We start from the raw sequence: 13,102 nt of genomic DNA, 5'->3' as shown, positions 1-13,102 counted from the left end.
AACCGCCCAACTGCATGGTGGAAGTTTTTTGGGGTTGGGGTATATCGTCATTTTTCGCATTGCGCGAACTAATGGAAAAATCAGCAGATGGAAGTCAGAACTCCGCTCATATCCGAGATGAATAGAGCAATAAATAAAGAGCAATTTGATAGGGATAACCCAGTCATCGCTGTATTCAAGGGCTTGCACGAATACGTCACAGGTTTTGAATCCAGCCTAGACGATGATCACGAGGTAGGTGCCAGACTTATAACATTTGGCCAGTCAATTCAAATTCACGTTCAAAACATCGGCTACACAGCGCCATTTCTGATTACTTTTACCGGTGTCGATAGCACTGGCAGCCAACTGCAGCTCGTTCAACATGTGTCACAGTTAAGCTTTTTGCTGGTTGCGGTTCCAAAACTTCAGGAAAAGCCCTTCCGGGTTGGTTTCATCTGGGATAAATGATTGAAAGGCCCTTCTAACCGACTGTGACGCTGAGCAAGGCGAAATGGAAGCTATTTTCTTTGGCAATCAGCTCGATTCGTTTTTACCGGATGCGCGCTTGGAGTACCACCGCGCTGGAGCTGTCTAATAGACTTGCCCCAGCGTATGCCCAACGAATTGTCGGCATCACCGACGACGGTGACGATGGACTGATTGCGTCGCAGACGTGCCAAGACTATGTCAAAGCTCTAGCGCCTGCTCAATCCGAGTAAACCCCATATGCTCATATGATTGTTTATGTCTGAGGTGTCAGACCGCCGAGGAGTTAAAACTACCGATAACGAGCGACCGCCCCTGGCCGTTTTCTGCCTATCGCGACCGGTTGAATCCATAGCCGACTTCCGCCGTTGGCTACCGACTTCGGGCATGTAGAGGTTTAAACATGAGGGTGATTAGAACCTCATCACTTACCTGCGGTGACCACTGCTATCGCCATGACACACTGCCTCAAACATTCTCACCGACACATGGTTGTGCTGCGCAAACTCCCCCCCTATAGTTCGCCCTCGCGGCAAAATCCGCGAACGACCTTGGCCGGTCGAATTACAACGACGCATCAGCGTCCAAAACACCATTGCAGACGCTTTTTTTGTGGCTGCAATTCTGTGTTATGGCGGCTGTGTGCGGGACACCTTCGGGTGTGCCGGTGTCGTTGTTACCGGTCGGCCAACCCTCACACAGCTGCCACCCTCAATTTGCTTGGCCGCAGATGGTGGAAGCTCTACAACGAGTAACGACCATGGACGATCAATCGGTTCACCGCTTCTCCCCCGTCGACACCCATGACGCCAACCAAGCCGTTTTCTACCTCGATACCCAAGCCTCTCTGAACGATCTGGCCAGCAGTGCGGCCCATCGTTTCACCGTGGTGCGGGATCTGATGGACACGCTGTCCACGCTTAACCTGAAAGACATTGCCGACTGCGACCTGACGCGGGTCACCCGAGGGGTGCATCTGCTCACCCGGGAGGGTTGCGCGGTGCTGGAGGTGATTCAGTGGCGAACTGGGCAGGAGCCCTGAAGGCCATTGAATTCAATAAGCGCGTAAAACGCGCATGGGTTTTCTCCGGCTTTTGATCTTCCTGCCTCTTCAGGAAGCCGAGTGCAGGCATTGCGCAAGCGCCAGCAAGGGCGATGTATGACTTACGGGCCAATTCGCTGGCAAGCCGGCTCCTACGACAGCGCGTAAAACGCGCTTGGCTTTGCTTTGGCTTTTGATCTGGCTTTTGATCTTCCTGCCCCTTCAGGAGGCCGAACGCAGGCGTTGCGCAGGGGGCAGCTCGGCATGGATGCCGAGCTAGCCGCCCCAGGCCATGGATGGCCTGTGGCGGCGTGCCCCCGGAGCAATGCCGGAGTGAGGGAACACCGAGCCTAGGCGAGGCGCCGGATGCGGGGGCAGGAGCGTTTTGCTTACTTTTGCGCTTTTCAAAAGTGAGTCGCTGTAAGAGCGAAACCCTAAGCGGCCGTGACCACAGCAACGGATATGTACACAGAACCGTATGAAGTCAGGTGGTGCTAGCGCCGACCATTCGAAAGCCCATGAGAGAAATCGTTATCTGGACGACCAGAACCAGACACAGCAATACCGCTGCCATTCCCCAGTCACCGTGGTCGGCGATAACCCCCAACGTCGCGATCATTATCGTGGCGCCAATATTGCCGACTAACCAGAAAATTGAGGTCGCCGTCCCAGACCTGGAGAGTCCGGCAGTGTCGGCTATCAGTTGCAGCAAAAGAGGCAGCGGAGATAACAGCGCGGCACCGATCACGATCCCTGCCAGGCTCAATATCCAAGGGGAACCCGAGGTGAAAAGCAGTACCGTACCTCCCCCTGCCAACAATGAAACCCCGGACAGAATGCCCCCCACGCTTGCACCGCTACGCACCAGTAAAGGCATGAACGTCATACCCGCGATACCACCGGCCAACATCAGAACAACGATAAATCCTGAAACCTGGGCATCGATCCCCTGACGCAACAGGATCGGCTCCAGCCATGTCGTAATGGCGGAGAAATAGCCGTTGGTTAAAAAAATCATCAGCAAAACCGCCGTGAACGGAGCCGTGCGCAATAAATCGATACCCTCCGCCAGTAAACGGCCGCCGGACTTGGTCGGGGCGGACGTTGTTTGCACAAGAGGGCCATCTCGCGGGACATAAATGAAGGTCAATAGCGCAATCAGCCCCAGGATCGCGACGTCAATCAACAACGAACTGCTAACGTTCCCCTCCTCCGTCAACGGGACAATCATGAACGCGGAGCCTATACCCAGGAAAATCACCGTACTGAACAGCGTCGTGACCCGCACATGTTCGTCTTCAGAAAACCAGGTGATCATCAACTTGACGAGCAGCGACATGGTCAAGGGTTGAACAAACCCGAACAACAGTTGGCCGGCAAGCAGGTATTCATAATGGGGCTGTAACACCCGGATCAAGGCCGCCAACAACATGGCAATGGCTGTGATACGCAAGGCTGTTTGTACCGATATCCGGTCAATCAGGCCACCGCTGGGAAGTGCCAGCGGTAATGCAAGTGCCGTCACAGCCAAAGACAATGAACCGACTTCCCCATAAGTAATACCGTACTGGGTGGACACCTGATCCGTGATAGGCGCAAAGCGCATCCATTCATACTGGGTCAACGCCAGCATGCCGGAGTAAATACAAAGAATACGGTAACGTACTGGGATCACTTTAATCTCCCGCAAGAAGACACAAGTGAAGTCCGGGGCGAATGCGCCGGACCTTGAGTTCACACTGTGCAATCAGAACGCCCTCATAGGGCATTGGTTGTCAGCAACCTTAATACTTGATTCCGGTTGCCAGGCTCCAGTCACCGTATTGCGTGCGGGAAACTGTAATATCGCGAAAACCGGCGATCGTCAGCAGCTCCCTTATCTCGGTCTCTGACAATTGCTGACCCTGGGTCCACAGCAACATGTTCGCGTTATAAGCCGCGACATTATGTGGGCCGGTCTTGTCTTTATTAAAAAACATCTCATGAAGAATGATACGGCCGCCGCTGGGCAGTGCATCAAAACTCTTTTTGGCCAGAAACAGACACTTGTCCAGCGGCCAATCATGAAAGATATCACTGTAAAGATGCACATCGGCGGCTGGATACTCAGACGCCCAGATGTCTCCTTTATGGGTTGTGATGCGCCCCGCCATCCGGTACTGCTCGACGTAGGTATCGGCAATATCGCAGACATAGGGAAGATCAAAGATCACGGCATTCAGTTCAGGCCATTTCTCCAACGCACAAATAGAGTGAACACCCGAACCACCGCCCACATCCAGAAGACAGCTATACCCGGACAGATCAATCCGACCCGACCAGGCCCGAGCCGGTCCTTTGCTTTTACTGTGCATCGCCTTGGTGAAAATTTCGCTGTGTAACTGGTCCTGCGCATTGTTCTCAAACAGATCCGTCTCACCGAACAACCCGGACTCTCCACTGAGCATCGACTCTTTGAAGAATGCATAAGAGAACGCATCTTCTTTGTGGCGTGCGGATTGCAGAACCCCACTGAACGAGGTCTCCGACTTTCGAGTCAGAAACGCTTGCGCCAAAGACGTCAGGCCATAGCACTCCCCACTCTTCTCAAGCAGCCCCTGACTGGTGCACATAGCCACAAGCGCCTGTGCTGCCCGAGGTGCCAGTTCCAATGCCGAGCCGATTTCACCCAGCCTCAGCGCTTTGCCTTCAAGCAGATCAAACAGTTTTACTTCATCCGCAAAAAACAAGGTGTAGGTATTGATAAACCCGAAGTAGATATCAAATATCTGTTTATCACTGTGATGCTCCGTGTGCCCTGTACTATCCATGTAGATGCATATCCCATTTCAAAAATGCCGTTGAAGACCATCAACGATGCCGTGACAATAAAAACCCTCAACAACACGATCAAACGCCTGCCTGGCCTCATGCGAAGCGTTGCCCACCAGGTAACCATGTGAACAGGCCTTCAACATCTCGATGTCATTACAACTGTCCCCGAACGAGATGACTCTGGCGGGGGAAATCTCATGTTTCTTGACGATGAAATCGACCCCCTGCTTCTTTCCGCACCCCGGGTGCATGATGGCTACATCGTAGACATTCTCAGGGTCGCCGGCGGCGGCACTGGCGTAGGTAATCGAGGCCTCAAGACCCACCTGCAAACAGAGTCTATGAATCTGCTCGATGGCGATCGCTTCATTGCCATCGGCCTTCAAGTAATAACCCCGAATGCGTTTTTGCTGGAAAGTCTCCGACTGCAACGTCAACTCAATACCCTCTTGCTCGAACAGGGTGCTCAGCCTTATGACCCGCTCTGGAAAGGTGCCTGCGCCTTGTAACGGCCAACCCTCATCCTCCAGAACACGGTCCGGGTGATTCCAGTACAACTCGGTTCCCAGACTGGTCAGTGCAAAGTCCCAGGGAAATTCGGGGTATCTCTTCATCTTGTCCAGGACCACCGCTTGACTGTTTCCCGTGGCCCAGCCAAACAACAGGTGGTGCTTGCGTTTCAGTTGATTCAAACAGCTTTCCAGTTCGTCTATCCCGGCATCCGCCTCTCGAGACGACAAGACCGGCATGAACGTCTCGTCAAAATCAGAAACTATCAACCAGGTGTCTTTGCTCGTCATACCTGCTCACTCTCTGATGAGTCCCATGGACTGTGAGGATATTTCAATCCGGGAAAACTCCCCGACCGCTCCCTCGGAAAAGGGCGACTGCACACTAAACCCGACGCGCACTTCATCCGGGCAGTTGCTCACATAGAACGCCCGATGAAACACCACCGCACCCTCAGAGCCACTCAGATAACACGAGAACACATCCCCACTTCGCGAAATGAACAGCCGCACAGGCTTATCGTTTACCTCGATGCCATTGACTTCATCGCTATAGGGCGATGAATGCACCGATACGATCTTCTTGTTGCTGCCGTACTCTTCAACACCGAACTTCAGCTTGTGCAGCCCGACTTCAAGAAAGAGCCCTGCAGCATCAAACTTGGCCAGGCTGAATAACTTGATGTCAGCGCCAAGGGCAAACTCTCCCGTCACCGACGTGAGCAAAGTGCCCAAGCTGTCCACCGTATGAAGCCCTGGAATATTGAACGAATCGCTACCGGGTTCGCTTCGCATTTTCAGAACCGGCGCTACATAACGCAGCTGTGCGCAATGCTCGGCAGCGAACACACGATCACTGATCCTCAGTACGGTGTTCGGGTCTTCGCGCAAAAGAGGCGTAGTGCCAACGGTGTCATCCATACAGGTTCATTCCGCCATCGACCGACAGGGATTGAGCCGTGATGTCTTCGTTCTCAAGCACCGCCAGACAGAACCGGGCAATGTTTTCCGGGATCTGTGTACGACCCAACGGGATCAGGCCCTCCATGCGAGCCCACAAGTCATCCAGCGACTCGTTGGGCTCGATGAGGCGGTTCTCCAGGTACTTCCACATATTGGTTTTGACGATGCCGGGGCAAACGCAGTTGACCCGGATATTGTGAGTGGCCAACTCCAGCGCCAAGGCGCCAGAGAAGCCCTGCAACCCGGCTTTCGCGGCGCAGTAGGAAGATATTCCAGGAAAGGCGACTTTTGCGGCAATGGAGCTGATATTCAGGATCGCGCCACCCTTGCCTCTCTGGATCAGTGCGCGGGCAGCTTCACGCGACGTCAGGTAAGGCGCTGTAAGGTTGGTTTGCACGATCGCGTCAAACTCGCTCAACGATGATTCAACCGTGTTGATCAGGTGGCTGCTGCCAATGGCGTTGACCAGGCCGTAAAAGTGCTCTGACTCATGGACAACGCCCGCTACGGCCTCTATGACCTGGGCTTCAGACGTTGCGTCGACCGCAATGGCCTTCACCGAAAGCCCTTGCTCCACCAGATCCGCCGCCAGCGTGCGAGCCGCCTGATAACCACTGACATCCTGAGTTTGATAGTGGTTGATTGCATTGGGTGTCCGGTCGGTATCAAAGATGTAGACATGAACACCTTCTTTGGCCAGTACTTCAACAATCGCGGAGCCGATGCCTCTGGCACCGCCCACGACGATCATGGTTTTACCGGACAACTTGCCTTGCGCTTTATTTCCCTGCGTCATAAACCACTGCTCCTGAATCCATAGAAAGCCCGCCGAACCCTATACAGGGCTCAGAAAACCAATAAGTAGTTGAAACTGCATTTAAACGTGTGAAGTCTAATTAACTAATGCGTACGGCGGATCAGCCAACAATGCACCCAGTGCTCGAGGTGCAACATTTGCCTGGAAAGTCTCGGTTGTTGGCCACTCGTAGGCATCACTGAAGACCTTGCGAACTCGAACCAGCAACCTGGACTCAATGTATTCAGCCAGGTTGAAGCGACCACTGTTATGTTCTACGACAATAATTTCGGCACATTGGCTCAGCATCTCTTTAACCAGCTCAAGATCCGGCCGAACGGACAGGAACCGGATATGCGTGCATCTTTTTGTCGTGGCGACCTGAAAGGCTTCATACGCCATCGACTCCGATGACACTATCAATGAACCGGCGGCAAACTCGGGCTGAAAAATATAGATATCTTCAGACAGCTTCCGGTACTTCTCTCTCAGGGCACACACTCTTTCCATGGGCTGGTCGTACATTAAGTACAGGCCGTTTCCACCCAGCGCTTTCTGTCGATGAATACAGGCCAACAGATCGAGAGGGTCTGTCAGTTCGTATACGGTTTCTTCCGTCAGCAAGCTGAATACGGTTGAGGCGTATGTAGCTCCGCCCCACACACCGTTCTTCCGAGCGCCAATGACATGCAAATTACGACAGGCAATCAAAGCAGAGTGCAGTACATCTATCGCGTTGAGGTAATACTTGTCATCGGTCAGGACAAACTTCAGTTCATCATCCGGGCACCCCATCGCGCAGGTCAGCAACGCTGACTCGGCCAGGCCGGTGTTGCAATAACCGGACAATGACTTAAGGCCAAACCGAGCGGCCAGATCCGCAGTGAATACATGGGCAGGTGCCCCTGACCGAACTTCTTCGATAATGTCGGCCGTTCGACTGCAACTGGAAGCTTTCCTCAGATCATTCTTCTGCTGATCGTCCGTTGACGTCATCAAACTCTGATGGCTGGCACGTTTGAAGGAGTGAACGCCTTTTTCGGTATGACAGATGATCGCGGCCGAGCGATGGTCCTTCTCTGCCTGGCGAACGTGTTCACTGATCGCCTGGGTGTCGTGTCCATCCACTTCATAAACATCAGAAAAGTAGGCGGCCAAATACTCCGGCTTCAACTTCCCGGGAAGTGGGTCAATCCCTCTGCCATTGTTGTCCACTATCAACGTCAGGTTCTTGACCTCAAGTTCGCCAATCAGGCGAATCGCCTCGAAAGACACCCCTTCGTTCAACTCACCGTCACCCGCCACACAGATAACACGTGCATCACGATTGGTATTGGCCCGCCCCAACGCAATGCCCACTCCCTCGCCCAGGCTATGCCGCATGCTGTAGGCAAAACCGTAGTGTTTATTGACAACAGCCGGAATCTTGTCGTGAACCGCAGCCAAAAAAGCCAAAGGCATACCGTTGAGCACATGACGATAAGCATAAAACAATGGCGCAATATGCCCCCTGCCAATCACCAGATCCTGATTGGCCACCCCTGCCGCATTGCAGAGTTCCAATGCAAACAGTGCTTCGGCAATGTTCAGTGACGACAGGCAAGATGCCAGGGTTCCGTAACCGGCAATTTCATGAATCCGCTCCAGGCAGCCCCTTACGTCTGAATAGAACGGCGTAAATTGTCTGGCGATGGCTACCGACAGTTCGTTGATCGTCTGGCACTTCGACGACTCGGCAATACCGACTTCAACTTCCTCATTGGCACGCACATACTCATCGGCCGTCAGGTACGCCTTCCGTTTATGCACGCTTTGACGAATGCCATATAACGGCGTCAACAGGCTGGCAACTGGCTCGAGGTCATAACTGACTAATTGATTCATTCAACACCTCGAACACGTCACTTAGCGTTTCTTCTGACATGATGTAGGCGGGCGCCAGGCAAGCCCAATCTTCCTCACCTCGGATAATCAACTTCCTTTCAAAGCACAGCCCACCCAATTTCTTGCCTGCCTGCTCCCCAAGGCTTGAGTCCAGGGTTATGCCGATCAGCAAGCCATGGGATTCAATTCGGGCGATCCGCTCATTCCCGGCGATTTCCTGACACAGCGCCTGAGTCTTTGTAATGAGTTTTTGTAGCTGCCCTGCGGCCTCTATCTGTTCCAGCACGCGCATCGACGCATTGATGGCCGCGATCGAAACCGGGTTGCTTGCATAGGTATGCGAATAGGAAAACGGGATCCACGGCTCTGGCTTGTCAAACACCGAGGCGATTTTATGGGATGTCGCCATAGCGGATGCCGGGTAATAACCACCGCTGATGCCTTTCCCGAGCGCGACGATATCGGCAGAAACCCCAAACTGATGGGTATTCAAGAACTCTCCGGTTCGAGAGGCGCCGGTCACGATTTCATCGGTAATCATCACAATATCGTAACGGTCACAGAGTTCACGAATACCGATCAGGTACTCGCCGGGAGTTTGCCGCATCCCTTTCAAATGGTTGACCGGCTCGAAAATAATGCAAGCGATCTGCTCCGCACCATAATGAAGAATAATATTCTCCACATCCGCCACGCTGTGCATTTCCAACGCCTGACCTTCGTGAACGACAGGGAATGGCGGGTTGATCCGAATCGTGTCGTAACCGCTGCAACGCAGGTCCTTGAAATCGTTCCTGCCGGTAATACTGTGGGCCCCCAAGGTGGCGCCGTGATAGGAGTGCTTGCGGCAGATCACTTTCTTCTTGAACGTATTGCCTTTGCGCTGGTGATATTCCAAGGCCATGGCAATCGACGACTCGATGGCTTCCGAGCCGCTGTTGACATACAGCAAGCCGCCATCTTCCATCTTGGCGCGTTTGAGCACCAGCTCTGAAGTTTCAAACAGCTCGGACGAATAGAAATGATCCTTGGGGTGGAAAGGCAGATCCGTCAACGTTTTGGAAATATGCTGCTTGATGGGGTCGCACGAATACCCGAACGGTACGTTAAACATGCCCGAAATCGCATCAGTGTAGATGCCACCCTCTGCATGAACACTGACATCTTTAACAGAGCCAACAATTTGATCTTTCACGCGTGACTGATAGACAAACATCCCTTTATGCCCTCTATTGATTAGATCGGATAAACCTGAGAACCAGCGCCCAGCACTTTACTGTGTGGCGGAACCGACTTTGCCACGACAGCACCCGCACCGATAATTGACCCCTTACCCACTGTGACGCCCGGCAAGATTGTTGCGCCGCCGCCAATCCATACATCATCTTCAATGACTACAGGTGCACCCGATTCTATATAACGACGCCGCTGCTCAAGATCCTTGGCATGGTTAGAGGTATAAATACCGACATGAGGCCCGATAAACACACGGTTCCCGATGTTTATTTCAAACGCATCGAGGAACACCCCATTGGCGTTAATAAAAACACCGTCACCAATGTTTATGTTCGAACCAAACTCACAAAAGAAATTGCCCCACTGTTCAAACCCCTCACCCACTGACCCGAACAGCAGTTTATAAAGCGGCTCCCGACCATCAGGGTTATTGCTGATGGAGGAACACAAAGCACGGGCGATGCGCCTACGGGCAACTAAAGCAGGTTCCGCCGCATCGAATGTCATGAACTCACGCATACGCCACCCTGTACACACGGGCGTAACAGAGAGCACTCATGCCGTGCTGATCGGCAAGTAAACGGGGGCAAAAAAGACAATCATTAGTTCCGTGAATGCCACTACCACCAACAACTAACGCCCACACTTCCCCAATAGCCTGATTCCCTTCAGCCATCATCATCTCCATCTACTATTTATTTTTTAAATATACTTCAGAACTTTCTGAAATTTTTCCACCTTCTACACTCGCCACCAGCGCTTTGCAAATTTGTTATTACGTCAGTCGTATTGTTCTGTCACTGTTTTCAGGGCCTGTTACTTCCCTTCTGGATTAAGTGTGACGGCGCCGATGGGCTGCCAATTACGCGTCGCACCTGACCAGCGATGCGTAGGCTGATAAGGGACTTGCTGCTACCGAGCCCAGCAAGCACTGCTGAAGGAAACACTGAGCGCACATCAGGCACGCATGGCCGATCTGGATCAGCGCTTTGAGGTGTGCAAGCGTTTCGCGGCCTGCTGGCAACGTTGCTATGACGGCGCCATTTTCTACCTCGACACCCAAGCCTCCCTGAACGGCCAGCCCAACCGTCCAAGGCCAAAAACCACCCGGAACGACATGTCCCGACACATAACTCCAGACAGACAATTCAACCTGCGCCATTATGCGCCTGGAGTTATAAAGCACCTCTCGCCCCGATAAGGAGATGGAGGTGCAAAGCAGACAGTTGATCAAGGAGCTTGAAGCCACAGGATGGGTGCTGGAGCGAGTCACCGAAAGCCATCATCTGTTCAAGCATCCTTACAGGCCCAACACCGTTCCGGCGCCTCACCCGAAGAAGGATCTGCCACGGGGTACGGTCAGGGCCATCAGAAAACTGGCTGAACTGATCTAGCTCCCACCACCTTCGCACCTATTGAGGAGATCCCCGTGCAATATCCCATCTGCATCGAATGGGGCGACGAACACACCGCCACCGGCATCCAGATTCCTGATATTCCCGGCGCAGTCACCGCCGGCGACAGCTTCGAGAGCGCCTACAGCGCGGCCATCGAGATTGCCCACGTCATGCTCGAAGAGCTGGCCCGAGCGGGGCACGCCATTCCCCTGCCCTCTCCCACCCGCAAGCACCGCGCCAACCCCGATTTCGAGGGCATGGGCTGGGGCATGCTGGATATCGATATCGCGCCTTATCTGGGCAAGACCGAGAAGGTCAACGTGACCCTGCCGGGTTATGTCATCCAGCAAATCGACCGCTTTGTCCGCGAGCACAACATCAAGAGCCGGTCGTCTTTCCTGGCCGATGCCGCGCTGGAAAAGCTCGGGCGCTGAAAGCGGCTGCAGAGGGCAGGCCGAGCGGTGTGAGGGCGGTTGTGGTTGCTGCGCAACCCAGCGGGAGCAAGCTCCCTTGCCACAGGGGTGTGGCCTGCCAAATGGTGAGCGCTGCCATAGGAGAGACTCCAGCCTCAGCGGCCACAACCCCCACCTCACCCAATCACCCGCCCCAACCGCACCGCCACGCTCACCGCCTGCTCCGCACTGACCACATTGGTAAACCCCATCACCAATCCCTGCCTACTCCCGTCCCCCAGATACCACTGCGACAGCGGCTCCACCGCAATCCCCACCTCCCGAGCCCGCCGGGCAATCTGCACATCGTCCCCCTCCCCCAGCCCAGCCACCACATGCATGCCCCCGGCCTGCGGATCTATCTGCAAGCGGCCACCCACCTGCTGGTGCAACGCCTCCATCAGCCATTCCCGCCGACGCGCATACAGGCCCCGCATTTTGTTCAGGTGCCGGGCAAAGTGCCCCTCGTTGAGAAAGGCCGCGACGGTCGCTTGCAGCAGGTGCGGGCAGTGGTTGTGCAAACGATCGGCCTGGCGGGCGAACGCTGGGGTCTGTTCGGCGGGCACCACCAGGTAGGCCAGGCGCAGCCCCGGAAACAGGACTTTGCTGAAGGTGCCGGTGTAGAGCACGCGGCCCTGCTGGTCGAGGCTCTTGAGGGCCGGCAAGGGCTTGCCCTGGTAGCGGTATTCGCTGTCGTAATCGTCCTCGATGATCCAACTGCCTTGACGGTTGGCCCAGTCCAGCAGGGCCAAGCGCCGCGGCAGGGACAACGACACCCCCAGCGGGCTCTGGTGGGTTGGGGTGACCACGGCAAAGCCGGCCTCTGGCGCGCGGGCGATACCTTGGGCGACGTCCAGGCCTTGATCGTCCACGGGCACCGGCACCAGCTGCGCGCCGGCTTCCAGCAGTGCGTTCCTGGCCATGAAGTAGCCGGGCTCCTCCAGCCAGCAGGTGGCGCCTGGGCGCATCAGCGTGTGGCTGATCAGGTCGAGGCAGGCGCGGTAGCCGGCGCAGACGAAAATCTGCTCCGGATGGCAGGTGATGCCCCGGGAAATCCCCAGGTAGGAGGCAATGGCCGCCCGCAACGGGGCGTAGCCGCGCGCGTCCGGGTAGACCAGGCCTTCGACACCCGCCTGGCGCAGTTGCCGGCCCGCCAAGCGGGTCCAGAGTTTGCGCGGAAAGGCATCCAGCGCTGGCAGGCCCATTTGCAGTGCCAAGGGCGAGGTGCCGGCATGGGTAGCTTGGTGGGTCGTTGCAGCCACTGGGGCACGCTGCGCGGGCGCGCAAATCGGTGCCAGTTGCGGGGTGACAATGGTCCCGGCGGCCCCGCGAGCAATCAGGTAGCCCTCGCCTATCAGCAGCTGGTAAGCCGCTTCCACGGTGCCTCGCGCCAGGTTGAGCTCCGCCGCCAAGGCGCGTACCGCCGGCACTCGGTCCCCCGGACGCAGACGACCATCGGCGATGGACTCACGAAACCGCTGGTAAAGCTGGCGATAGATCGGCGCCGTCTGGCTGCGGTCCAATTCGAAAGGAAGGATCAT

Annotated in this window: 13 protein-coding genes; 4 read left to right on the top strand and 9 right to left on the bottom strand. The window is 55.0% G+C overall.

Translation table 11 applies throughout. From position 1 onward, the window contains the following. Window positions 1-87 precede the first annotated feature (87 nt). A complete protein-coding gene (locus PFLCHA0_RS11285; protein WP_041752118.1) occupies window positions 88-450 on the top strand; it encodes a DUF6173 family protein in 363 nt (120 codons plus the stop codon). 778 nt (window positions 451-1,228) lie between these two features. After that, window positions 1,229-1,510: a hypothetical protein gene (locus tag PFLCHA0_RS11275; RefSeq protein ID WP_041752114.1), complete on the top strand. Its 282-nt coding sequence runs from the start codon at window positions 1,229-1,231 to the stop codon at window positions 1,508-1,510. A gap of 484 nt (window positions 1,511-1,994) precedes the next feature. On the opposite strand, the gene PFLCHA0_RS11270 is transcribed toward PFLCHA0_RS11275, so the two are convergent. The 8 genes from PFLCHA0_RS11270 to PFLCHA0_RS31155 all read right to left on the bottom strand — a co-directional run bounded on the left by PFLCHA0_RS11270 (window position 1,995) and on the right by PFLCHA0_RS31155 (window position 10,231). Beyond that, a complete protein-coding gene (locus PFLCHA0_RS11270) occupies window positions 1,995-3,185 on the bottom strand; it encodes an MFS transporter (protein WP_015634990.1) in 1,191 nt (396 codons plus the stop codon). A 109-nt stretch (window positions 3,186-3,294) separates the two neighbouring features. Next, on the bottom strand, window positions 3,295-4,320 hold the full coding sequence (locus PFLCHA0_RS11265; protein WP_015634989.1) for a methyltransferase: 1,026 nt from the start codon (window positions 4,318-4,320) through the stop codon (window positions 3,295-3,297). A gap of 18 nt (window positions 4,321-4,338) precedes the next feature. Continuing rightward, on the bottom strand, window positions 4,339-5,124 hold the full coding sequence (locus PFLCHA0_RS11260) for an HAD-IIB family hydrolase (protein ID WP_015634988.1): 786 nt from the start codon (window positions 5,122-5,124) through the stop codon (window positions 4,339-4,341). Window positions 5,125-5,130: 6 nt separating this feature from the next. After that, window positions 5,131-5,754, bottom strand: coding sequence for a DUF1349 domain-containing protein (locus PFLCHA0_RS11255; RefSeq protein ID WP_015634987.1), 624 nt, complete (start codon window positions 5,752-5,754; stop codon window positions 5,131-5,133). Beyond that, window positions 5,747-6,592 carry an SDR family NAD(P)-dependent oxidoreductase gene (locus tag PFLCHA0_RS11250; RefSeq protein WP_015634986.1) on the bottom strand — a complete coding sequence of 282 codons (846 nt, stop codon included), beginning with the start codon at window positions 6,590-6,592 and terminating at the stop codon, window positions 5,747-5,749. The genes PFLCHA0_RS11255 and PFLCHA0_RS11250 overlap by 8 nt, the downstream gene beginning before the upstream one ends. A 96-nt stretch (window positions 6,593-6,688) precedes the next feature. Further along, on the bottom strand, window positions 6,689-8,476 hold the full coding sequence (locus PFLCHA0_RS11245) for a 1-deoxy-D-xylulose-5-phosphate synthase N-terminal domain-containing protein (protein ID WP_015634985.1): 1,788 nt from the start codon (window positions 8,474-8,476) through the stop codon (window positions 6,689-6,691). Next, window positions 8,454-9,692 (bottom strand): aminotransferase class III-fold pyridoxal phosphate-dependent enzyme, encoded by a 1,239-nt coding sequence (locus PFLCHA0_RS11240; RefSeq protein ID WP_015634984.1) that lies wholly within the window; start codon window positions 9,690-9,692, stop codon window positions 8,454-8,456. Before PFLCHA0_RS11240 ends, PFLCHA0_RS11245 begins: the two co-directional genes overlap by 23 nt. A gap of 20 nt (window positions 9,693-9,712) precedes the next feature. Further along, window positions 9,713-10,231 (bottom strand): sugar O-acetyltransferase, encoded by a 519-nt coding sequence (locus PFLCHA0_RS31155; RefSeq protein ID WP_053150430.1) that lies wholly within the window; start codon window positions 10,229-10,231, stop codon window positions 9,713-9,715. A gap of 692 nt (window positions 10,232-10,923) precedes the next feature. On the opposite strand from PFLCHA0_RS31155, the gene PFLCHA0_RS11235 reads away from it, so the two are divergent. Both PFLCHA0_RS11235 and PFLCHA0_RS11230 read left to right on the top strand, forming a co-directional pair. Further along, window positions 10,924-11,106, top strand: a complete 183-nt coding sequence (locus tag PFLCHA0_RS11235) for a type II toxin-antitoxin system HicA family toxin (RefSeq protein WP_041752740.1) — start codon at window positions 10,924-10,926, stop codon at window positions 11,104-11,106. Between the two features lie 35 nt (window positions 11,107-11,141). Further along, complete coding sequence (locus PFLCHA0_RS11230; protein WP_015634980.1) at window positions 11,142-11,543, top strand: type II toxin-antitoxin system HicB family antitoxin; 402 nt, start codon at window positions 11,142-11,144, stop codon at window positions 11,541-11,543. 155 nt (window positions 11,544-11,698) lie between these two features. Here PFLCHA0_RS11230 and pdxR read toward each other — a convergent pair whose 3' ends face one another. After that, on the bottom strand, window positions 11,699-13,102 hold the full coding sequence (gene pdxR, locus PFLCHA0_RS11225) for a MocR-like pyridoxine biosynthesis transcription factor PdxR (protein WP_015634979.1): 1,404 nt from the start codon (window positions 13,100-13,102) through the stop codon (window positions 11,699-11,701).

It is taken from the genome of Pseudomonas protegens CHA0 (assembly GCF_000397205.1).
GTDB lineage: Bacteria > Pseudomonadota > Gammaproteobacteria > Pseudomonadales > Pseudomonadaceae > Aquipseudomonas > Aquipseudomonas protegens.
This window is presented reverse-complemented; position numbering and strand designations above follow the sequence as displayed.